24 protein-coding genes and 1 riboswitch are annotated in these 23154 nt (G+C 39.4%); of the genes, 14 read left to right on the top strand and 10 right to left on the bottom strand.

Annotation, left to right across the window (positions count from 1 at the left end; all coding sequences use genetic code 11):
• Positions 1-96: 96 nt before the first annotated feature.
• Both GQR38_RS06445 and recQ read right to left on the bottom strand, forming a co-directional pair.
• Positions 97-381: a DUF3630 family protein gene (locus GQR38_RS06445; protein WP_165722123.1), complete on the bottom strand. Its 285-nt coding sequence runs from the start codon at positions 379-381 to the stop codon at positions 97-99.
• 7 nt (positions 382-388) lie between these two features.
• A complete protein-coding gene (gene recQ / locus GQR38_RS06440; RefSeq protein WP_165722122.1) occupies positions 389-2212 on the bottom strand; it encodes a DNA helicase RecQ in 1824 nt (607 codons plus the stop codon).
• A 133-nt stretch (positions 2213-2345) separates the two neighbouring features.
• On the opposite strand from recQ, the gene GQR38_RS06435 reads away from it, so the two are divergent.
• Positions 2346-2801, top strand: a complete 456-nt coding sequence (locus GQR38_RS06435; protein ID WP_007583728.1) for a thioesterase family protein — start codon at positions 2346-2348, stop codon at positions 2799-2801.
• A gap of 51 nt (positions 2802-2852) precedes the next feature.
• Positions 2853-3770, top strand: a complete 918-nt coding sequence (gene rarD, locus GQR38_RS06430; RefSeq protein ID WP_165722121.1) for an EamA family transporter RarD — start codon at positions 2853-2855, stop codon at positions 3768-3770.
• A 17-nt stretch (positions 3771-3787) separates the two neighbouring features.
• Here the strand turns inward: rarD and GQR38_RS06425 are convergent, their stop codons facing one another.
• Positions 3788-5023, bottom strand: a complete 1236-nt coding sequence (locus tag GQR38_RS06425) for a response regulator (RefSeq protein ID WP_165722120.1) — start codon at positions 5021-5023, stop codon at positions 3788-3790.
• Between the two features lie 86 nt (positions 5024-5109).
• Positions 5110-5484: a DUF413 domain-containing protein gene (locus GQR38_RS06420; protein WP_002961378.1), complete on the bottom strand. Its 375-nt coding sequence runs from the start codon at positions 5482-5484 to the stop codon at positions 5110-5112.
• A 91-nt stretch (positions 5485-5575) separates the two neighbouring features.
• Between GQR38_RS06420 and GQR38_RS06415 the strand changes: the two genes are divergently transcribed.
• From GQR38_RS06415 to ung, 8 genes are all read left to right on the top strand, one after another.
• Positions 5576-6448, top strand: coding sequence for a LysR family transcriptional regulator (locus GQR38_RS06415; RefSeq protein WP_010553277.1), 873 nt, complete (start codon positions 5576-5578; stop codon positions 6446-6448).
• A 166-nt stretch (positions 6449-6614) separates the two neighbouring features.
• A complete protein-coding gene (locus GQR38_RS06410; protein WP_024590705.1) occupies positions 6615-7547 on the top strand; it encodes a porin in 933 nt (310 codons plus the stop codon).
• Positions 7548-7593: 46 nt separating this feature from the next.
• A riboswitch (cobalamin riboswitch) is annotated at positions 7594-7732 on the top strand.
• Between the two features lie 512 nt (positions 7733-8244).
• A complete protein-coding gene (locus GQR38_RS06405; protein WP_165722119.1) occupies positions 8245-9057 on the top strand; it encodes an ABC transporter ATP-binding protein in 813 nt (270 codons plus the stop codon).
• Between the two features lies 1 nt (position 9058).
• Entirely contained in the window at positions 9059-10063 is a 1005-nt protein-coding gene (locus GQR38_RS06400; RefSeq protein WP_165722118.1) for an iron ABC transporter permease, read from the top strand.
• Between the two features lie 4 nt (positions 10064-10067).
• The gene (locus GQR38_RS06395) at positions 10068-11552 is read left to right on the top strand and encodes a cobyric acid synthase (protein ID WP_165722117.1); all 1485 of its coding nucleotides are present in this window, start codon (positions 10068-10070) and stop codon (positions 11550-11552) included.
• A complete protein-coding gene (gene cobO, locus GQR38_RS06390; RefSeq protein ID WP_165722116.1) occupies positions 11545-12144 on the top strand; it encodes a cob(I)yrinic acid a,c-diamide adenosyltransferase in 600 nt (199 codons plus the stop codon). Before GQR38_RS06395 ends, cobO begins: the two co-directional genes overlap by 8 nt.
• Complete coding sequence (locus GQR38_RS06385) at positions 12144-13004, top strand: cobalamin-binding protein (RefSeq protein ID WP_165722115.1); 861 nt, start codon at positions 12144-12146, stop codon at positions 13002-13004. The genes cobO and GQR38_RS06385 overlap by 1 nt, the downstream gene beginning before the upstream one ends.
• Positions 13001-13663, top strand: coding sequence for a uracil-DNA glycosylase (gene ung, locus GQR38_RS06380; RefSeq protein WP_165722114.1), 663 nt, complete (start codon positions 13001-13003; stop codon positions 13661-13663). Before GQR38_RS06385 ends, ung begins: the two co-directional genes overlap by 4 nt.
• Before the next feature lie 107 nt (positions 13664-13770).
• Here ung and GQR38_RS06375 read toward each other — a convergent pair whose 3' ends face one another.
• Together GQR38_RS06375 and tal are read right to left on the bottom strand one after the other, a co-directional pair.
• Positions 13771-13959 carry a DUF3545 family protein gene (locus tag GQR38_RS06375; protein ID WP_002961395.1) on the bottom strand — a complete coding sequence of 63 codons (189 nt, stop codon included), beginning with the start codon at positions 13957-13959 and terminating at the stop codon, positions 13771-13773.
• A gap of 223 nt (positions 13960-14182) precedes the next feature.
• Positions 14183-15133 carry a transaldolase gene (gene tal / locus GQR38_RS06370; RefSeq protein ID WP_007376481.1) on the bottom strand — a complete coding sequence of 317 codons (951 nt, stop codon included), beginning with the start codon at positions 15131-15133 and terminating at the stop codon, positions 14183-14185.
• Between the two features lie 225 nt (positions 15134-15358).
• On the opposite strand from tal, the gene yaaA reads away from it, so the two are divergent.
• Complete coding sequence (gene yaaA / locus GQR38_RS06365; protein WP_165722113.1) at positions 15359-16138, top strand: peroxide stress protein YaaA; 780 nt, start codon at positions 15359-15361, stop codon at positions 16136-16138.
• 121 nt (positions 16139-16259) lie between these two features.
• A complete protein-coding gene (locus GQR38_RS06360) occupies positions 16260-17216 on the top strand; it encodes a mechanosensitive ion channel family protein (protein ID WP_165722112.1) in 957 nt (318 codons plus the stop codon).
• Between the two features lie 128 nt (positions 17217-17344).
• Here GQR38_RS06360 and GQR38_RS06355 read toward each other — a convergent pair whose 3' ends face one another.
• From GQR38_RS06355 to srmB, 4 genes are all read right to left on the bottom strand, one after another.
• Positions 17345-17524 carry a hypothetical protein gene (locus GQR38_RS06355; protein WP_139016093.1) on the bottom strand — a complete coding sequence of 60 codons (180 nt, stop codon included), beginning with the start codon at positions 17522-17524 and terminating at the stop codon, positions 17345-17347.
• Between the two features lie 73 nt (positions 17525-17597).
• Positions 17598-18017 (bottom strand): hypothetical protein, encoded by a 420-nt coding sequence (locus tag GQR38_RS06350; protein WP_165722111.1) that lies wholly within the window; start codon positions 18015-18017, stop codon positions 17598-17600.
• A gap of 265 nt (positions 18018-18282) precedes the next feature.
• Entirely contained in the window at positions 18283-18603 is a 321-nt protein-coding gene (locus GQR38_RS06345; RefSeq protein WP_033015799.1) for a BON domain-containing protein, read from the bottom strand.
• Between the two features lie 272 nt (positions 18604-18875).
• Positions 18876-20102 carry an ATP-dependent RNA helicase SrmB gene (srmB, locus tag GQR38_RS06340; protein WP_007376476.1) on the bottom strand — a complete coding sequence of 409 codons (1227 nt, stop codon included), beginning with the start codon at positions 20100-20102 and terminating at the stop codon, positions 18876-18878.
• A 75-nt stretch (positions 20103-20177) separates the two neighbouring features.
• Between srmB and GQR38_RS06335 the strand changes: the two genes are divergently transcribed.
• Both GQR38_RS06335 and GQR38_RS06330 read left to right on the top strand, forming a co-directional pair.
• Positions 20178-20876 (top strand): methyltransferase, encoded by a 699-nt coding sequence (locus tag GQR38_RS06335; RefSeq protein ID WP_165722110.1) that lies wholly within the window; start codon positions 20178-20180, stop codon positions 20874-20876.
• A 156-nt stretch (positions 20877-21032) separates the two neighbouring features.
• Positions 21033-23042 (top strand): alpha-amylase family protein, encoded by a 2010-nt coding sequence (locus tag GQR38_RS06330; RefSeq protein WP_165722109.1) that lies wholly within the window; start codon positions 21033-21035, stop codon positions 23040-23042.
• Positions 23043-23154: the final 112 nt, after the last annotated feature.

The raw sequence follows: 23154 nt of genomic DNA, 5'->3' as shown, positions 1-23154 counted from the left end.
AAGGTATGTATTTTGAAACTAATTAATTGTTACTCATATTCACTTATGTTAATAACCAACCTGGTTTAGAACCGCCTGTGGGCGGGGTATTAAAAGCTAACTTAAATAAAATGCTAAAGCGGCTAATAAGTGCTCAGCTTCATGGCCTTCGGCATTAATCCAAAGACTTTGGCTGTAATGCTCATAGTTTAAATTAAAGGTCTGCTGATTATAGGTAAAGCGGACTTGATGGCGATCGGCGCCTGCAGAATACTCATTGAGTGTTACATCGTCTGAGTGTAAAAAGAGTGTGCTCCACAGTTCAAAGTCTTCATCGTGTGGAGGCTCGACTGGTGTAATTAAAATGTATTTATGGGCGTGGTCATATTCTATTTGGGTCATAACATTCTTAACTTGTAGCTAGGTAATTGCGAATTGCAGTTAAAAATTCGCCGCCGTACTTATTTAACTTAGTAAAACCCACACCCGACACTTTTAAAAATTCACTGTCGTTTGTTGGCATAAGCTGCGCCATTTCGGCTAGTGTTTTATCATTAAATACCACATAAGGTGGTACATCATCGGCATCAGCAAGTTCTTTACGTAATGCGCGCAGGCGAGCAAACAGTTTTTTGTCGTAATTAAATTGTGCTAACTTATCTTGATAAACGTGTTTGGCTTGCAGGCGTGGCTCGGCTAGTTGCAGTGCGTACTCACCTTTTAAAATTGCACGCGCGGCTTCGGTTAAGCGAAGCGACGCACCTTGCGTTATATCTTGGCTAAGTAAACCTTGATGAATAAGCTGGCGTAAAATACTGAGCCAAAATTCACTACTTTTATCTTTACCTATGCCGTAAGTACTTAGCTCATGATGATTGTTATCGCGTATGCGACTAGTGTTTGCACCGCGAAGTAATTCAACAATGTAACCAAGACCAAAGCGTTGGTCAGCTCTATATACACACGAAAGTGCTTGTTGGGCGACTAAGGTACCATCAAAGCTTTTTGGCGGGTTTAAACAAATATCGCAGTTGCCGCAAGGCTCGCGTTGATATTCACTAAAGTAATTAAGTAATATTTGCCTACGACACGTTTGTGCTTCTGCAAAGCTTGCCATTGCGTTAAAGCGTTGTTCTTCTACGCGGCGGCGTTGTTCGTCGTCTATGTCTTCAAAAAAGCGTCTTACACGGCCAATATCAGCTGGGTCAAAATACATTATGGCTTCTGCGGCAAGTCCATCTCGCCCAGCACGCCCCGTTTCTTGATAGTACGACTCTATACTTTTTGGAATATCGTAATGCAGTACAAAACGCACGTTAGGCTTATTTATACCCATACCAAAGGCAACGGTTGCGACCACTATTTGTATATCGTCACGTGCAAAACCAGTTTGTACAAATTGTCGTTGCTCGTTACTCATACCTGCATGGTAAGCGGCAGCGTTTAGCCCTGCATCTGCAATTTTTTCAGCAATGTCGTCTACGCGTTTACGGCTGGTGCAATAAATAATACCGCTTTGGCTTTTTTGCTCTTTTAAGTAGCGAAGCAGTTGCACCATAGGTTTAAATTTTTCTTCTATGGTGTAGCGAATATTGGGGCGATCAAAGCTGCCAGTATGAATATAAGGCTGTTGTAGTTTTAGTTGCTCAACTATATCAAAACGGGTGGCTTTATCGGCAGTTGCAGTGAGCGCCATCATGGGTACATGTGCAAAACGTTGCTTTAATTCGTTTAAGCGAAAGTAATGAGGCCTAAAATCGTGGCCCCAATGCGACACACAATGCGCTTCGTCAATGGCAAATAAGCTTATATTTAAATGCGATAAACGCTCTAAAAATTCGCGTTGTAATACTTTTTCAGGTGCCACATATAAAAGCTTAATTTGCCCCTGATGAAGCTGTTGATACACCAGTTGCTGCTCTTCTCGCGCTAAGCTGTTATTTACGTAAGCGGCTTTAACCCCAAGTGCTTGGAGTTGACTTACCTGATCTTGCATTAGCGATATGAGCGGAGATATAACAATAGTGACGCCTTCAAGCACTAAAGCGGGTATTTGATAGCAAACCGATTTTCCGCCGCCAGTAGGGAGCAATACAAGCGAGTCTTGGCCGTTAATAGCAGCATCAATAACTGTTTTTTGGCCGTCGCGAAATTCACTGTAGCCAAACACTTGTTTGAGGACAGTTTCGGGTTTACGCACAAGGGTGCTAGAAGGTGGTGTTGATGTATTCATTGGCGGGTATTTTAGTGGTTTTTTAGTGAGATGTCTTTAGCTGAGTTACTTGATAAATTATTTAAGTGGAGTCTCGTAGTTTTACACTATGTATGTTTTACTCATCTTACCTGTTTTGACATAGAGAATAATAATGAATAAAGAAATGTTAATTGAACAAGTGGGCGCATTATTTGTAAATGGCATGCCGTTTAACCAGTTTTTACAAATATCGGTTGAGTCGTTGAGCCCTGAACAGGCCAAAATTACGTTTCCGTGGCAGGATGTACTCATTGGTAACCCTGCGCAAAAAATACTGCACGGTGGTGTTATTTCAGCCGTACTTGATAATGTAGGCGGTATGCTCGCTGCAGCAAGCGTGATTGATAAGCTCACCGATTTAGATATAGGAAGTGTGCAAACAAAATTAGCCACGCTTGGGACTATCGACTTGCGCACTGATTATTTGCGCCCTGGTAAAGGAGAGAGCTTTACAGCGAGTGCCACACTTATTCGCTCAGGTAATAAAGTATGTGTATGCAGAATGGAATTACATAATGAGCAATCAGTTCAAATTGCTTTTGGGACAGGCACGTATTTAGTTGGATAAAACGTGTATGGGAAGTAAACTAGCGGCCTTTTAAATCACTAAGTGTTTATTATGTCGATTGATACTGAGCAGCGTAAAGGTGCTATTTTTGCTTGTCTTGCTTTTCTTATGTGGGGCCTTGCGCCAATATATTTTAAGTTAATTCAGCATGTTTCTGCCTTTGAAATTTTAATGCATCGGGTTGTTTGGTCGGTTGTATTTTTAGTACTAGTAGTAAGTGTTTTAAAGTATTGGGATAAAGTTAAACGCATTATTGTTCAGCCTAAGCTTTTGCTTATGCTTGTTATTACCTCAACATTACTAGGGTTTAACTGGGGTTTATTTATATGGGCTATAAATAATAACCATATGCTTGATGCGAGTTTGGGCTATTACATAAACCCTCTTTTAAATGTATTACTGGGTATGCTCTTTTTAGGTGAACGCCTGCGTAAGTTTCAAGGTGTAGCAGTGGCACTGGCCTTTACTGGTGTTGTGCTGCAGTTAATTAGTTTTGGCTCGTTTCCGGTAGTGGCATTTTCATTAGCTATATCGTTTGCGCTTTATGGATTGTTACGTAAAAAACTACCCGTTGAAGCCTTACCTGGCATTTTACTTGAAGCACTTATATTACTGCCTGTTGCACTCATTTATTGGTGGTTAATGGTGCCTACAGCAACATCAAGCCTGCCAGCTAACGATTGGCATACTAATGCATTACTGATTAGTGCAGGTATTGTAACTACATTACCACTGCTGTGTTTTACTGGCGCCGCTAAGCGTTTGCAATACACTACATTAGGCTTTTTTCAGTATATTGGGCCAAGCCTAATGTTTATATTGGCAGTGGTGTTTTACGGTGAAGTGTTTGACGCTGAGAGATTAGTTACGTTTGCATGTATTTGGAGTGCGCTAGCTATTTTTAGTTGGGATTCTTATCATCAATCGCGCAAACGTAAAAAAGCGGCTATTACAGCCGCAGAAGTATAATTAAGCTAATAGGGCTGTTAGCTAACTACTTTATTACGACCAGATTCTTTAGCGTCGTAAAGCTTTAAGTCGGCCTGTTTTAATAATTCATCAATTTGATAAACAGGCCCGTTTGCAAAACCAATAGAAATGGTGAATTTTATTTTAGCTTTACTAAACTCCTGGCTATTCATTTCTATAAAGTACCTAAAACCTTCAAGTCTTTTTAGTGCTTCTTGTTTATCCGCATTTGCAAAGTAAACGGCAAACTCTTCACCACCTAAGCGGGCTACTAAATACTTTTTAAAATATTTACTAAAGCAAATAGAGAGCCCTTTTAATACTTCGTCGCCAACATCGTGCCCGTATGTATCGTTAATTGATTTAAAGTGATCAATATCAAGCATAGCTAAAGTACCATCACCTTTAGTATGTTTTATTTGCTTTAATGATTTTTCAGCTTCTTCAAAAAAGTAACGACGATTTGGTAAATTGGTTAAATAATCCGTGTTGGCTTGTCGCCTTATGGTGGCTATAAGTTCTAACATATCGACGTTTTGGCTAAGCCTGCAGTAAAACTCTTCACTATTAAAAGGTTTATGTAAATAATCGTTTGCGCCATTTTTTAAAAATAAACTAGAAAGCCCTACATAGTCAGAGCCCGAAATACCAATAATGGCTTTTTCGTCGTTGCTATATAAGCGGCGAATTTCGCTACATAACTCATCACCATTCATGTTTGGCATTTCGTTATCAGTAATGATGACTGAAATGTCGGGTGAATTTTCGAGCATTTTTAATGCTTCTTTTCCGTCTTGTGCTTCAATAATTTGATATTTGTGACGAACTAATAGGCTGCAAATGTATCGGCGAGTCGATTTAGAGTCATCAACAACCAGTACTTTTACATTTTCGTTGCGGGGTAAGCGATGCAATTGTTTTTCGAGGTATTGGTATGCTTGTTTGTTTTCTTTAATGATGTAATCGATGATTGGGTATTTTTCTACAGTGTCGCGAGTTTTTTTATCAATATTGCCCGTCATTACAATAGTTGGAATGTCTGCATTAATAGTACAAGGTACAGCTTCACCAGATGGGGCATCAGGTAATATGAAGTCAACTACAGCGCAAAAATAGCTATTTTTACTTATAAGCTCTTTTGTTTGCGCTAATGACTCAGCTATATCAACTTCATAACCAGCCTTAAGCGCGATGTGCTTTTGCACTCGCGCCATTGCAGGTGTATCTTCAACTATTAGTATTTTTCGCGTCACGGAACAACCCTGTTTATATTTTGCAAAAATATTTGCTTATACAAGTTGTAACTGTTAAAACGCAAAAAAGCAAATAACTTAAGTACTTACAGATTATCCGCTTCTGAATAATACTCTTGGCTAATCGGTGCCGGCCCTGACATTTTTGAGCGGCCAAATAAAGTATGAAACTTAGTTTTGCAAGTCGTTAGTTTTAAGTATTTTACCCAAGCTCGTTCGATTGGGTTGGTAGGTTCTTGTGAGCCAGTTACGACTGCTACAAACTGTTCTTGGTGTTCGTTTTGCGGCTCAATTGTTTTACTGTATAAGCCTTTTAAAACAACTCCGTGTTGTTCAAGTATGCTGGCTTCTAATAAGGTGAAGTTTCCGCTGCGGCTAAAGCCTCGTGGAAAGTTTTGATCATCATAAAATTGACGTTGGCTAACAAATGCTTGGCGTAGTAATGAAATGTTATTGCTCATAGCTTTATCCTCATACCTTAGTAATTAGCTGGAGTATGATGCAAGTTTGGCAATTTATTAAACAAATTATTTTTATCGTGAGGATAAAAAATTGGATATCGATTTATTAAAAACATTCGTTGAGGTAGTGCGTACGCGTCACTTTGGTAAAGCGGCCGAAAACCTTTATATTACGCAGTCTGCAGTGAGCTTTAGAATTCGCCAATTAGAGCAAGGACTTGGTGTTAATTTGTTTATTCGCCAGCGTAATAACATTCAACTTACAGCACCTGGCGAGCGTTTATTACCCCATGCACAAATGATTATTACGGGCATGCAGCGGGCCAAAGTCGATGTTGCACTTGCCGACAATATGCATAAGCAAATTAGCTTAGCAGGAACGCCTAATATTTGGGATGCTTTTTTACAGTTTGGTATAACAAATATTGTATCGGCGATGCCGGGCGTGTCATTAGTCGCAGAAGTTAAAGCACAACAAGAAAGCACTCGGCTGTTATTAGAACGCACGCTTGATTTGGCAATATTGTTTGATCCACCAAAAGTAGACGAGTTAGTAGTAGAGCGAATCTGTGAGTTGCCAATCATTCCAGTAAGCGGATACGACACTGCAACGAACGAAAACTTTTTTGATAATCAGTATGTATATGTTGATTGGGGAACTACTTTCTCACTTTGGCATGCACGCCAGTTTACTGGAAAAACCCCTCCTTATTTTAGAACTAGCACAGGACGTATTGCACTTGATTTAATACTGCAATGTGGCGGCAGTGCGTTTATACCTCAAGTATTGGTAGAAGGGCATTTAGAAAAAGGTGAGTTGTTTCATGTTAAAGGGGTAGAAAACACCTCAAGAGACGTATTTATTGCGTATCACAGAGACAACGAGCAAAAAGAGCTAATAGAAACCTTAGTTAATTTACTTTCGCAAATGACGCCAAGCTTGTCATTAAAGCAAGGTAAGTAAGTTCGGCCGTTTATTAAGCTTTCATGTTATTTTGATTTCACATTTAATGCATTTTTATTAATAAAAAAAGACATTAATATTTCCATTGTAATATTACTGTCATTTAGCGGTGACAAAATGCAGCAGTTTTAAAAATTAGTCTTTTGTGATTATCCAAGGAAATAACATGAAATTTGTAAAATCGAGCTTATGCTTAGCACTATTAAGTGGTTTATCTTTTAATGCACTTGCTGATGTAGACATTTACGGTAAAGCGAATGTAACAGTGCAATCATCTGATGATGGCGAAGGGTCTTTTACTGAGATAAAAAGTAATGCATCTCGTCTTGGTGTTAAAGGTTCTGAAAAAATAAATGATAGTTTAGAAGCGGTATATAAGTTTGAGTTTCAAGTGGATGTGTCTGATGCTGATTCAAAAGGCGATAACGACGACAATATTTCTGCGCGTAACCAATACGTTGGTTTAAAAGGTGCGTTTGGCCAAGTGGTTATTGGTCGTAACGATACTGCGCTTAAACAATCTCAAGGTAAGTTAGATTTATTTAACGATCTTGAAGGCGACATTAAAAATGTATTTAAAGGTGAAAACCGCTTAGGAAATACAGTTAGTTATTCATCAAACTCATACGAAGGCTTTAAAGTACTTGCTACTTTTGTAGCTGAAGACGATGTAGACGCTGATAACGGCTATTCAATGGCGGTGACATACGGTGACGTGGCACTTAAAAAGAGCGCGGTATACGCCTCTATTGCAGCCGATAGCGAAGTAAATGGCTATGATGTAGTGCGTGCATCAATCCAAGGTAAAGTTGAAAACTTTAAATTGGGCGCAATGTACCAAACACAAGAAGCAGTAGATGGCAGCGCAGAAGCGGATGGTTACTTGCTAAATGCTGCTTACAGCATGGGTAACAACACATTTAAAGTGCAATACCAAGATATGGACTTTGACGACAGCGACGATAAGTCAGCAATTTCAGTTGGTCTTGATCACAAATTAAATAAAAATATTAAAGTATTTGGTTTTTATTCAAGCTTCGATATGGACAACAACGTTGACCAAGACTACGTAGGCTTAGGTATGGAATACAAGTTTTAACGATTAGTTAAAACACTCCCTTTTTAACCGCGCTCTTTTGAGTGCGGTTTTTTTTGCTTTAAATTATTTACTTAGCCGCCCATAATAGAGATTCATTTGGAATGAGGTGCGAGTCCTCGACTGTTCCCGCAACTGTAAGCAGCTGAGCTGTAAGTCAGATACAAATGGTATAATACCAATTTTATTAAAAACATGATCTTTCTAGCGAATTAAATAACTTACTAACTTCGTTAAAAATTATTCATATAGAACAACTATATGTCATAATTTCCGCCTTGTTATTAAGCTATTTATTTGTCGCTATAATAAATCACTAATTTAATGCAATTGGTATGAATTCTTTTAACGAGCGGGTTTACTCATTTTTTCTTGTAGTGCATTAGTATTTTTATCGCATTTTTAGTGAGTTTAACCTAGGGTCTGCTGATCTTTGCGGATTAAAATTTGTTCAAACTAGGGGCTATTTAATCGCGGCGCGAGGTTTGTAACCTAGTGGGCTAAGTAAAAACCGAGCAACAAAGAGTAAATAGCCCCTAGGAAGAACCCTTTGGGCAGCGCCTGTTTGGCATTAATGCTACGTTATCGCCCATTTATGGGGAATAACCACACTACATAGGCTCTGCCTTGCCTAAATACCAAACAGACTGTTGCAAATTTAACCTTGAAAGATCAACAGACCCTAGCCTAGGACTGACTATTGCACACTCAAACGCCATTAAATAAACCATTACTAAACGTTAAAAACGTATCATGGGGTATTGGCAATAAAACGATTCTCAAAAAAATAAACCTTAAAATAACCACAGGTAAATTTGTTGGTTTAATTGGACCTAATGGCGCAGGTAAATCGAGCTTATTGCGTTGTTTATATCGTTTTAATAAACCAAGTGATGGCGTTGTAGAGTTTAACAACACCGACATTTGGCAGCTAAAAAGCGATGAGTACGCAAAAAAAGTAGCGGTTGTTTTACAAGAAACCCCGTCGCAATTTAACTTAAGTGTATTTGATGTTATTGCGCTTGGGCTAACGCCTCATAAATCGCTATTCAGCTCAATAACTAACATTGATAAACAAAAAATCATCCAAGCTATCAACACCGTAGGGTTGGCAGATCATAGTGAGCAAAGCTTTGAGTCACTTTCGGGTGGTGAAAAGCAACGTGCCTTGATAGCCCGCGCCATAGTCCAGCAACCTCAACTGTTAATAATGGACGAGCCAACTAGCCATTTAGATGTTAAATACCAAATACAGGTAATGGAGCTTGCTAAATCATTGGGTGTTACGGTGTTTGCATCGTTTCATGATTTAAACCTAGCTGCTGCAATGTGCGATGAACTAGTGGTTATTAAAAACGGTGAAATTACACATACAGGTACGCCAAGTGAGGTATTAACCGAAAACATGCTAGGCGAGGTTTTTGGTGTCTGCGCCCAAGTAAATAATCACCCGCAAATATCGAAGTCGGGAAATAGCATCCCTCATATCACTTACTTTTATGGTTACGAATAATATGAGCGCAGTTAATACTCGCCAATCACTTGCGCTATTTATAAGTGCTGCAGCTGCTTTATTTAGCTTATTTGCAGCACTTAGTTTTGGCGCAGCAGAGACCTCACTTCAAGACGTACTTAATAGTTTTTTGCTCTCAAATGATGCGTCTTTTAATACGCGTATTATTTACGAGCTAAGAATGCCACGCACATTACTCGCCTTTTTAGCAGGCTCTGGCTTAGCAATTGCGGGGCTTATTTTACAAACGGTAACGCGCAACCCTTTAGCCGATCCTTACTTATTTGGTATATCGTCGGGTGCCTCATTTGGTGTGGTGTTACTTATGGCATTAGCAGGCATTAGCGCAGGCTTTATGTTATCGGCAGCAGCACTGCTGGGCAGCTTACTCGCTATGAGTTTATTAATACTTATTGCAGGTAGGCAGCAAAGTGCACAGGTAGAATCAATGTTATTAGCTGGTGTTGCTCTGTCGTTTTTATTTAGTGCATTTACCAGTTTGTTGCTTTATTGGAGCGATCCTCAGGCGGTAGCTGCTATTTTATTTTGGACACTGGGCAGCTTTGCTCGTGCGCAGTGGGCTACGCTTTGGTTACCTTTATTGGTAATTACATTGTGTACGTTTGTAATGCTGAGCTTTAGAAGGCAGCTCAATGCTATGTTACTGGGCGATGAAAGCGCAATTACATTAGGTGTGAGAGTTCAGCGCTTTAGAATACTTATGCTGGTTTTGAGCTCATTAATTACCGCTGTGCTGGTGGCTATGTGTGGTGGTATTGGGTTTGTAGGATTAATGGTACCGCATATTGTGCGCTTTTTTATCTCCCAAGGCACCATCGCGGGATTGCTAGTAACCAGCTTAGTGGGCGGTACATTTATGGTGTGGGTTGATGTACTTTCGCGCTCCTTGCTAAAAAACCAAGAGTTACCCGTAGGCGTTATTACTGCTGCTATTGGTAGCGTGTTCTTTTTAAGTTTATTGTTTTTTAGAAAGCGAAGGGTGTAATTCCATGAAAACCTTAATGGTGCAAGGCACTACTTCCGACGCAGGTAAAAGTACCCTAGTTGCAGCCCTTTGCAGGGTATTTGCTAAGCGAGGGGTAAAGGTTGCGCCTTTTAAACCACAAAATATGGCACTTAATAGCGCAGTAACAAAAGATGGCGGCGAAATTGGTCGTGCGCAAGCTTTGCAAGCAATAGCGGCTAAAGTAGAGCCCGAAATAGACTTTAATCCTATTTTACTTAAACCTAATAGCGATACGGGCGCACAAGTGATTATTCACGGAAAAGCCATTAGCAATATGGAAGCGGGCAAATATCACGACTATAAAAAAGTGGCGATGGATGCAGTAATTACCTCACATAACCGCTTAGCTAAACGCTTTGATTTACTCCTTGTTGAAGGAGCGGGGAGTCCTGCTGAAATAAACCTGCGTGAAAACGATATTGCCAATATGGGTTACGCCGAAGAGGTAGATTGCCCTGTCATTATTATTGCCGATATTGATAAAGGTGGTGTGTTTGCACATTTGGTAGGTACACTTGCGTTGTTAAGCGAGTCAGAACAATCGCGCGTAAAAGGCTTTGTTATAAACCGCTTTAGAGGCGATATAGGTTTGCTGCAAGGCGGGCTAGATTGGCTTGAAGAATATACAAACAAACCCGTACTTGGCGTATTACCTTATTTGCACGACCTCGCGCTTGATGCTGAAGACGCCGTCGCAATTGATAATAATGTAACCAACGCCACAATTAATATTGCAGTGCTACTTGTACCACACATTAGCAACCATACCGATTTTGATGCACTGCGTTTGCACCCAAACATTAATATAAATTATGTGCGCCACACGCAAACGATCCCAGACGTTGATCTGATAATTCTCCCAGGCAGTAAAAATGTGCTGGGCGATTTAACCTTTTTGAAAAATGAAGGCTGGGACACTCAAATTAAACGCCACTTACGCTATGGCGGCAAAGTACTTGGTATTTGTGGCGGTATGCAAATGCTGGGCAATACGCTCAACGATCCCGATGGTATTGAGTCATCATTAAAACAAGTGAGTGGGCTTGCTCTGTGCGATTTTGAAACCACGCTAACAACACAAAAAGTATTAACTAAAATAACCGCTACACTACTTTTAAATAACGAATCAACCCCCTGTAGTGGCTACGAAATACATGCAGGGATTAGCCAAGGTGCAGCGCTTGATAAGCCATTTTTAACCTTTGATGAAAACCACCCACATGGTTTTACGTTTGATGGCTTTATTAGTGATGATAACGCCATTGCGGGCACCTATTTACATGGTTTATTTGATGAAGCCGATGCTACATCGCAAATTTTAAAATGGGTAAAACCAAGCGCCTCAATTAACCCAATTAGTATTGCCGCTCACCGTGAGCAGCAGTTAGAACGATTAGCAACCATGTGTGAAACGCATTTAAACATACAGCAAATTATCTCGATTTATGAAGGGCACAATAATGACTGAACAAAACAATGATAAGCACCAGCAGCGCCAACAAAAAGTAAAAGAACAAGTGGATGCACGTGTTGCAGCCGCGCAAGATGTAAAAGGTATTTTTCAGGTAATTACCGGTAACGGTAAAGGTAAATCAACTTCGGGCTTTGGCGTTGTAGCACGTTGCGTAGGGCATGGTAAAAAAGCGGCTGTTTGCCAATATATTAAAGGTACGTGGGAATGTGGCGAGCGTAATTTATTACAAGGTGCAGGTGTTGAGTTTGTTGTAATGAACACCGGTTTTACCTGGGATACGCAAAATAAAGAAGCCGATACCGCAGCCGCCCAAGCAACATGGCAAGAGTCAAAACGTATGCTTGCTGATAGCAGTATTGATTTAGTATTACTCGATGAGCTTACGTATATGGTGACCTACGGCTACGTTGATTTAGATGAAGTGGTAACAGCGCTTAATAACCGCCCACCAATGCAGTCAGTTATTATTACAGGGCGTGCAGCGCATCGTACTTTAACCGACCTTGCCGACACAGTAAGCGAAGTGCGTAATGTAAAACACGCATTCGACTCAGGCATAAAAGCGCTCGAAGGGTTTGATTACTAATGTTTAAAGCGTTTTTTATTGGGCTACTGCTTTTTAGTGTATCGGGCAGTGCACTTGCAGAGCAGGTTAATGATTCTAAAAAACTGCGAATAATCGCGCTTGCACCACATATAGTCGAAAATCTATTTGCCATAGGGGCGGGCGATAATATTGTGGGCACGGTTGATTACGCCGACTACCCAAGTGAAGCCCAAAGTATTGAGCGCATAGGGGGTTATTACGGCATCTCGCTTGAAAAAGTATTGGCGCTTAAACCCGACTTAGTAATTGCGTGGAAAAGCGGAAACCAAAGCGAAGATTTAGCCCAAATAGAGCGTTTAGGTATAAAAGTGTATTTGAGTAATCCCACCACAATCGCTGGTGTAGCCGACGAGTTACTTACTTTTGGTGAATTTACAGGGAATATTGAGCAAAGCCAACAAGCGGCAAGCGCATTTACGCAAAAACTAAACGCGATTGTTAAAAGCCAGCAAGATAAAAAAAATATTACCGGATTTTATCAGTTATGGGCTGAGCCCATGATGACAGTAAGTAAAAATACGTGGATAAGCCAACTGATTGAAACATGCCATGTAAGTAATGTATTTGCACAGAGCGTTACAGATTACCCGCAAATTAGTATCGAAAATGTCATTGTTACTAAGCCACAAGTTATTATTATCCCTGATGAAAAATCAAAAACACCACAGCCGGTTGTTAATTGGCAAAAGTGGCCAGAAGTACCCGCCGTTAAAAATAATCAATTTATTAGCGTAAATGCCGATTTATTACATCGTTTTACTGCGCGGATGCTAGATGGACTCGCGGACATGTGTGATAAAATAGATGCATCACGTAAACAGATTAAGAGTACACAATGAGCGATTGGGCTACATTTTTAGAAAGTGAATTACAGCAATCTTACATGCAGGAAACGTTAGAGTATGTGGCTAATCGCCGCAATGAAGGTGTTGCTGTTTATCCGCCTGAACCTCAAGTATTTAGTGCTTTTGATGCCACAGCACTAAATGACATCCGCGTTGTAATTTTAGGACAAGACCCATACCACGGAGAAGGGCAAGCGCATGGCTTGTGTTTTTCGGTATTGCCTGATGTAAAAAAGTTGCCACCGTCGCTTAAAAATATGTACAAAGAGTTAGCTGTCGATATCAGCGGATTTATTATTCCTGAGCATGGTTACCTGCAAAGCTGGGCAGATCAGGGCGTGTTTTTACTCAATACAGTATTGACCGTTGAGCAAGGTCAAGCGCATTCTCACAAACATTTAGGATGGGAGCAATTTACCGATAATGTAATTGCCCATATTAATAAGCACTGCGAAGGTGTGGTATTTATTTTATGGGGTGCACATGCACAAAAAAAAGGTAAAGGCATAGATAGCACTCGCCATCATGTTTTAAAAGGGCCGCACCCATCGCCGCTTTCGGCGCATAGAGGCTTTTTTGGTTGTAAGCATTTCTCACAAACGAATGAGCTATTACAAGCCCAAAGTGAAAAACCGATTAACTGGCAGGTGTAAATAACCTGGGCTCTGAATAATAAATTTATCTCATGCAGCTATTTTCAGCGCATTAAAAAAGGCTTCCATATAGTGGAAGCCTTTTTGTTTAGTTGGGGCGTATTGAATTAAAAATCGAGCTCATCAATTGCAATACTGTCTGTAAAGTAGTCTAGTTCTTGTAGTTCTTTACGTAGGCGCTGTTTATCTTTTATTGCTTCTATTTCACGCCATTTTCTTTTTTTATTTTTCTGAGAGGTTTTCCTTGTTGTATCTGGTCCTTCTAATATCTCTAATATATCGTTTAGGCTATCCATGAACTTCTCCTATTGATTTTATTGACCTCAAGAATACCTATACCACAGGCCTAGTTAAAATAGAATAAAAAAGTGACAGTTATGTTACATAAGTGTGATTAATTGATGAAGGTTTATACGAAGATTATATGAAGTCGATATGAAGATTATATAGAGGGGTAGCGTATTTTAGGCATAAAAAAACGCCGCTATTGCGACGTTTTTAAAACACGATTATAGCAAATTACATTGCTTTAAAGCGCGCCTCTAGTTGTTCTTGTGCATCAGCAAAAGAGCGAATACCTTCAGCTAGTTTTTCAGTAGCCATAGCATCTTGGTTATGTAACCAACGGAACTGTGCTTCTGTTAATGGCTCTGGTTTTGGCTCTTGTGGAACATCGCTTTCAAGCAAATATTCTTGTGCGCCTTCAAGGTTACCTAAATCTTCTAAAAGATTAGGGCTAATAGTTAGCTTGTCGCAACCTGTAAGTGCAATAATTTCGCCTGTATTACGGAAACTTGCACCCATCACAACTGTTTTGTAGTCATGGCGTTTGTAAAATTCAAAAATGCTGCGTACAGACTGAACACCTGGATCTTGTAGCGGATCGGTTGGTTTTTCCATACCGTTAGCAACGTGCCAATCTAAAATACGGCCAACAAATGGCGAAATTAGAAATACGTTTGCATCGGCACATGCGCGGGCTTGGGCATCGCTAAATAATAAAGTAAGGTTACATTTAGTCCCTTCTTTTTCTAGCTGCTCAGCGGCTTTAATACCTTCCCATGTAGACGCTACTTTAATTAAAATTTTGTCTTTGCTTACACCTTCTTTTTCGTAAAGGCTAAGTAGGGTATGTGCTTTATCAATCGTAGCTTGCGTATTAAACGAAAGGCGTGCATCTACTTCAGTAGAAATATAACCAGGTACAATAGCGCTAATTTCTTTACCTAGTAATACGGCAAAGTAATCACATGCTAGTTCAAGTTGTTTAGCAGGCTCTTGCTCGGTTTCTTTTGCGTAGCTCCAAGCTTTATCTAGGTAAGGCTTATATGCTTCAATCTCGCTCGCTTTTAATAAAAGCGACGGGTTTGTAGTTGCATCTTCTGGTTGATGCTTTTTAATAGCTTCAATATCACCAGTGTCGGCTACGATAGATGAATGTTGTTTTAGCCTTTGTAGAGCTGAAGTCATTTGCTTTCCTCATTCCAAGCAAGTTAAAAGAAAAATCTAATCACTCTTAATATATACAATCCATACTGCAACAGTGTGACAATGCTTGATAGGTCTTATGTCCTGATCAATAAAAAAACGGCAATGCATGGGTTATTAAGAGAGGATTTATTTAAACAAAACGTGCTTTTCGTTTCATTTAATGTTGAAATTGACACTAAATAAATTACAAGTCAATAGCTAACTATGATCACTGTTATTTCACCTGCAAAAAATCTTGATTACGAAACGCCACCCGCAACAGACAAGTTCACTCAGCCTGAATTACTAGAGCACAGCGAAGAGCTCATGAAAGTATGCCGTGAACTAACACCAGCGCAAATTGGCAGTCTAATGAAAATTAGCGATAAGCTTTCTGGACTTAACGCTGCGCGCTTTAGCGAGTGGGCACAACCGTTTACACAAAATAATGCTAAACAAGCCGCACTTGCCTTTAATGGCGATGTATATGGCGGTTTAGATGCAAGTACGCTTAAAGCTAGCGAGCTTGATTACGCACAAAACCATTTACGTATACTCTCGGGTTTATACGGCTTATTAAAACCACTTGATTTAATGCAAGCTTACCGCCTTGAAATGGGCACCAAGCTTGAAAACTCGCGTGGCAAAAACTTATACGAGTTTTGGGGCAGCGTTATAGCGAATAAACTAAACGACGAATTAAAAGCGCAAGACGCACAATATTTAGTTAACCTTGCTTCAAACGAATACTTTAAAGCGGTAGATAAAAAAGCATTAAATGCACAAATTATTACCCCACACTTTAAAGACTGTAAAAACGGTCAATACAAAGTAATTAGCTTTTACGCTAAAAAAGCACGCGGCATGATGGCGCGCTACATTATCGAAAATAAAGTAACGCAGTTAAGCCAACTTAAAGAGTTTACGGTAGCAGGTTATTACTTTAGCCCAGAGGCAACAGTTAAAGAGCTTGAGCCGGTATTTATGCGCGACGAACAAAATTAGGTTTATAAGCTTAAATAAAAAATTTAAAAGCCATGCATTGCATGGCTTTTTTGATGTTGGCGCTATATTTGCAATCTCATCTAATATTAATGAGAACACTAATTAAATAGGTGCAAATAAAATGATCAGTATTCCGTCAGTTGGCGAAGCAGAAAAACTAATAGAAGAAAAGCTCGGAGGGTGGTTTGATGTTGTAATAAGCCATATCCCTAATTTTATAGTTGCGATACTTATCGCAATTGTGTTTTCAATATTGGCACGCTTTGCTGGCAAGCTGATGAAAAATGTATTGCGCCGCTCTCTCGACTCAACACAAATTGCCGACTTAATGGCGTCAATTTTTAAAGTTATTGTGTTGTGCATAGGTTTATTTATAGCGCTCGATTTTGTTGGGCTAAAAGGCACCGTAACTTCGCTACTTGCTGGTGCGGGTATTGTGGGTTTAGCCATTGGTTTTGCGTTTCAAGACATGACCGAAAACCTAATTGCAGGTATAGCAATGGGTGTACGTAAGCCATTTAAAACAGGTGACGTAATAGAAACCGATGATGTGTTTGGTTCAATACATTCTATAAACCTACGTAACACGCTAATAGAGAGCTTTTATGGGCAGTTAATACTGGTACCAAACAAAGTATTATTTAGAAACGTACTAAAAAATTACACCACGCTAGGTGTTAGACGCATAGAAGTACCCGTAGGTATTTCGTACGGCGACGACATAGAAAAAGCAAAAGACGTTATAGTCGATAAAATTAACGAATTTGACTTTGTAATACGCAAAGACGAAACCGCCGTATACGCTGAAGGCTTTGGTGACAGCAGCATTAACTTACTGGTGTGGTTTTGGATTAAATACCCAGGCGAGCCTGACTTCATGACGGTACGCCACAAAGGTGTTGTTGCCGTTAAGCAGGCACTTGATGAAGCTGATATTAGTATTCCATTCCCAATTCGTACTTTAGATTTTGGTATTAAAGGCGGCGAAAAACTCGATGCTATGATAAGCGACAAAACAAGCCAGCAATCATCAAATAAAGACAGTGGTGAGGGGACTGACTCTAACCAAAGTGAGTAATTTAGTTAAAACACATTAGGCAAAAGCATTGGGAAATAGTTACTTACCAACAGCGCATTTTTACAGAGTAAAATTGCGCTGTTGTTTTTTATAATGTGGGTAAAACTTTGCTGATAAGCATGTAAATTTTAAGGAGCTTTTTTACCTATATATTCTTTCCCACAAAACTGACAAAAAATAGCTTCATTATTATTCACTTGAGCTAATGAAAATGTCATTTTTCTTCCACAGCTTTCATTAGTACAAGTACGCTCTAATAATTTATTTAAAAATTTCATTCGATCAATTTTTATTGGTTTTCTAGTCATTTTGGTACTCATCCTTAAGTTACCTAATGCTTTTGAAATAAGCAGATAGAGGTTTTCGTTGAAAATTTTATGGTTACTTATCAGAAATCATTGCTTTTTTACTATTAGGTTCGGGTGAATTACTTCCGCTTTCTACCTGCGTAGGCCATACCAAAGCGAGCAAAAAAGCTAATAGTACACCAACTATTGCGGCTATCGTTGGGTTTTCAGTAATCAGTTTTAAGGTTTTTTTATGTTGTTTCGTTGGGAACACATAGTCTCTACCTTTATCGGTAAGATAAATATTAACAGCAGTCCAAGAAGGTACCTTATCAGCAGAGAAACCTAACCCAAAAGTTGCTGAGTTAGAGGAAATTAAATTATTATTAATAAGGTTTTGAAAATTCCTTATGAATTTAGGATCTAAATGATCATGTCCTAAATCTATAAGTTTATTTATATCGGTTGGCTCTTGCACAAAGCATTTTAAGAGCTTCATATCTATATCTCGCATAATTCTAATCCCTTTATTTTTTAGTAATCCATCATTAAGTAGTTTTACGCTTTCTATTATATTTATTAAAACTAAATTGTTTTTTTAAAGCAATTGATATTTAGATACTGGGAACTATTTAATCGCTCTTAAGGTATTCAGGTAGACTTCTAAAATAGAAATATTAGGTCGAGGTTTAATGATAAGTATAAAAAAGCGCAGCTTGTGTTGGAGTAACAAGCCGCGCTTATGAATTAGTTATACAAATAAGTTTATGTGGTGCGTATTAAATAACGCTAATTTTGTTACGAATGATTTTAACCCCATCCATATTTTCTAAAAACTTTTGAGCCAGTGCGCGCTGAAAACCAGTTTGTGCTTCACCGTATAAATCTACTTCCCCATTTTTTACCTGCACGCGAATATCACTTAACGCCAGGTTAGGGTTAGTTCGTAGGGTGTTGGTGATAGTTTGTTGTAAGTTAGGTTGAGTGGCTACACTGCTTACTACGGCCATGTTGGTTGCTGCACTTACTTTTGTAGCGCAAGCTAATAAAAATAAACAACAAAATGATACTAAAGCGATAGTTAACTTGAAGCGGTTCATAACTTAATCCTTACATTACGGTGAATAGTGCAGCCACAATATGGAAATTCCATCGGCTAGGTTATATTTGTAGTTACAATTTCGGTGCCAATATTAACACTATGAAATATAAGGGAATTTTATTAAGTGGGAATTCAGGTGGGCAAAAATTACATTTAAATGAGTATGAGTTACATGCTTGGGTTACATATGTAACAGGTACAAACAGCAGAGCCTGCAAGGCTTGCATTAAAAAGCCGACAAAAGTCGGCTTAGTATAAAAATGTTTTAGGTTACTTTTTCTTTTTAACCTTAGCCTTTTTCTTGGCTTTCATTTTTACTGGATCTTTACGTTTTTTAGCCGGTGGCTTAGCTTCTTTATGCTGTGGCTCGACACCTCTAATTACACGGCGTTTTAATTTTTGTTCAACGTAGCGCTCTACTTTATATAAAATACCAATATCGTGTGCTTCAACTAGCGATATTGCTATCCCTTTTTTACCAGCACGGCCAGTACGACCAATACGGTGTACATATACGTCGGCAGTACGCGGCATATCAAAGTTAATAACGTGGCTGATGTCAGATACATCAATACCACGTGCAGCTACGTCGGTAGCAACTAATATGCTTGTTTTGCCACTATGGAAGTTTTCCATGGCTTTCATACGTTTGTCTTGTGGCATTTCGCCGCGTAACCACGCCGCTTTTACATCATTAGTTGTAAGTTCGCCAATCAATGTTTCTAAGCGTTCGCGAGTTTTAACAAACACAATCGCTTTAGTTACGTCAGGGTTTTTTAGCGTATTAACTAATAATTCAAGTTTGTGATGATAATCGTCGGCTAAATGTACCCATTGGTGAATTTTAGCTTTTTCTTTACGTGACGATTCGGCTTCTAATAGAGCTGGGTCGTTTAATGTTTTTTCAGCAAACCTTTCTACGCTGTCACCTTCAAGTGTTGCTGAGAATAAAAAACATTGGCGACGATTTTTAGCTTCGTCACAAATACGGCTCATTTCTTTTTTGAAACCCATATCTAACATGCGATCTGCTTCATCAATAATAAGCATTTCTACGTGTTCAGCATGAAAGTTTTCGGTTTCTAGATATTCCATTAGTCGACCTGGTGTGGCGATTAAAATATCATTATTTTTTTCAAAAATTTCTTTATGCGTGCCGTAGTTAATACCGCCTGTTACTACACCAATTTTTAGGTGTGTGCGCTTAGCTAGCAGTTCACATTGTTCATGAATTTGATAAGCCAACTCACGAGTCGGAGTCATAACGAGTACGCGCGCAAAACCAGGGTCACGACGTGGGAAATCCAGTAAGTACTGAATAGCCGGAATTAAAAATGCCGCTGTTTTACCTGTACCAGTAGGCGCAGATGCTAAAATATCGCGCCCCTGTAGTGCTTCAGGAATAGCTTGTTGTTGAATGCTGGTTGGCGTCTCGTAGCCCATTTTATTAATGGCATCGAGTAGCTTGTTATCAAGATCAAATTCAGAAAATTGCATAGAGTGTCTAAAATAAGGGACAATTACCCTGATTATACGCGCTATGCTGCGCTTGGTGAATGAAAAGGTGAAAAAATGTCTGGTTTTGTATTTAAACAATTTAAAGTTGAACACGACCACTGTGCAATGAAAGTTTCTACTGATGGCATTTTGCTTGGCGCATGGGCTAATTTAAGCGGCGCAAAGTCATTACTTGATATAGGCACCGGCACCGGCTTACTAGCACTAATGTGTAAGCAGCGCAGTAATGAGCTTGATATAACTGCGGTAGAAATTGACGAAAGCGCCTATACCCAAGCATTACAAAATGTAGCTAATAGCCCGTGGCCAACTATAAGTATTACGCACCAAACTATTCAAAGCTTTAGTAGTGAAGTTAAATTTGACGTGGTTATCTCTAATCCACCGTATTTTAATCACAGTTTAAAAGGCGATAATGTTGCGCGTAATACCGCACGCCATACCGACGGCCTAAGTTTTGAAGAGTTAATTAATGCGTTTAAACATTTAAGCCATAGTGGTTCTCGCTTTAGCTTAATACTCCCAAGCGTTGAAGGCGCATTATTCATTGAGCTTGCTACTCAAAATGGGCTTTATTTAAATGCTCATTGCCAAGTAAAAGCCACGCCCAATAAAGATATTAGCCGCAGTTTAATGACATTTAGCTACGTAAAAAGCGATATAGAATCATCAATCCTGTGTATTAGAAACTTAGATAATACCTACACTGCTGATTATATAGCCCTATGCAAAGCATTTTATTTGAAAATGTAAATTGCCTAGTTATGTAGGTTATCTAGTAATAAAGGATAATTTACCTATTATGCATACGTATTCAGTTTTTATTTAATCAATTACCAATCTAGTGTTAACCACTTGTAAATAACATCGAGTAGTTGTTTTGCTCGCTCAACAATTGGATCACACACTATGAAACTCAATAAAATAATCACCACCGCAGGTTTAAGCCTAGGGTTGCTCTTACCTAGCATTGCGACTGCTACGCCCACCACATTTGTACATTTGTTTGAATGGAATTGGCAAGATGTAGCGCAAGAATGTGAGCAATACCTAGGACCAAAAGGCTACGCTGCAGTACAGGTCTCGCCACCTAATGAGCACATTACAGGAAGCCAATGGTGGACACGTTATCAGCCAGTAAGTTATGAACTGCAAAGTCGTGGCGGAAACCGTGCACAGTTTATCGATATGGTAAATCGCTGTAGTGCAGCTGGGGTCGATATTTACGTTGATACGCTTATTAACCATATGGCAGCAGGAAGTGGCACAGGCACAGCGGGAAATAGCTTTGGTAATAAAAGCTTTCCTATTTATAGCCCACAAGATTTTCATGAAAGTTGTACCATTAGTAGTTCTGACTATGGCAACGATCGCTACCGAGTACAAAATTGTGAACTCGTTGGACTTGCCGATTTAGATACCGCTTCAAACTATGTGCAAAATACCATTGCAGCATATATTAACGACTTGCAAGCTATTGGCGTAAAAGGCTTTCGGTTTGATGCTTCTAAACATGTTGCAGCAAGCGATATCCAAAGTTTAATGGCCAAAGTAAATGGCTCGCCAGTGGTTTTTCAAGAAGTGATTGATCAAGGTGGGGAGGCTGTTGGTGCCTCTGAATATTTAAGCACAGGTTTAGTAACTGAATTTAAATATAGCACTGAGCTTGGTAACACCTTTAGAAACGGCTCGCTTGCATGGCTGAGTAATTTTGGCGAAGGGTGGGGCTTTATGCCAAGCTCTTCTGCGGTAGTATTTGTAGATAATCACGACAATCAGCGCGGGCACGGCGGCGCTGGTAATGTAATTACCTTTGAGGATGGCCGCTTATATGACTTAGCCAATGTATTTATGCTGGCTTATCCGTACGGTTATCCAAAAGTAATGTCGAGTTATGATTTTCATGGTGATACAGATGCTGGTGGGCCAAATGTACCGGTACATAATAATGGTAACTTAGAGTGCTTTGCGAGTAATTGGAAGTGTGAGCATCGCTGGTCATATATTGCAGGCGGGGTCGATTTTAGAAATAACACCGCCGACAATTGGGCAGTAACAAACTGGTGGGATAACACAAATAATCAAATTTCATTTGGCCGAGGTAGTTCGGGTCATATGGCTATTAACAAAGAAGACTCAACACTTAGTGCAACTGTGCAAACCGATATGGCACCAGGGCAATACTGTAATGTGTTAAAAGGCGAGTTGTCAGCTGATGCTAAAAGTTGTAGTGGTGAGGTTATAACGGTTAATTCCGACGGTATTATTAATCTTAATATTGGCGCTTGGGATGCGATGGCAATTCATAAAAATGCCAAGTTAAATACCAGTTCTGCCTCAAGCACTGAAAGTGACTGGCAGCGAACGGTTATTTTTATTAATGCACAAACACAAAGCGGACAAGATATGTTTATCCGTGGTGGAATTGACCACGCTTATGCAAACGCAAACCTTGGTCGAAATTGCCAAACAAGTAATTTTGAGTGTGCAATGCCTATTCGTCATAACAATTTAAAAAATGTCACAACAAGCCCTTGGAAAGCAAATGATAACTACCTTGATTGGTATGGTATAGAAAATGGGCAAAGTAGCGAAGCAGAAGGTTCTGCTACCGACTGGACAACGAACGTTTGGCCAGCAGGTTGGGGCGTTGAAAAAACGGTAAACACAGATGGCTTTGGTGTGACACCTTTAAATATATGGGGCGAACACTATTGGATGCTTGATGTAGATATGGATTGCAGTAAAGCGGTTAATGGATGGTTTGAACTAAAAGCATTCATTAAAAATGGCCAAGGATGGGAGACTGCCATTGCACAAGACAATCCACTTTATACAAGTACTAATCATATGGCGCAATGCGGAAAAATTAATAAATTTGAGTTTAATAATTCAGGTGTAGTAATTCGTAGTTTTTAAAAGTAAGCAAAAAAGCTCATATGACAACCTAAACTAATGATTATTAGTTTAGGTTTTTTATTTTATGTACAGCGCTTTAATAGTGTGTTTATAAATCACCTGATATGATTTA

Origin of the sequence: Pseudoalteromonas sp. c7(2019) (assembly GCF_011378625.1) — a bacterium.
GTDB lineage: Bacteria > Pseudomonadota > Gammaproteobacteria > Enterobacterales > Alteromonadaceae > Pseudoalteromonas > Pseudoalteromonas arctica.
The sequence above is the reverse complement of the archived record's forward strand: the minus strand, read 5'-3'. Positions and strand labels throughout refer to the sequence as shown.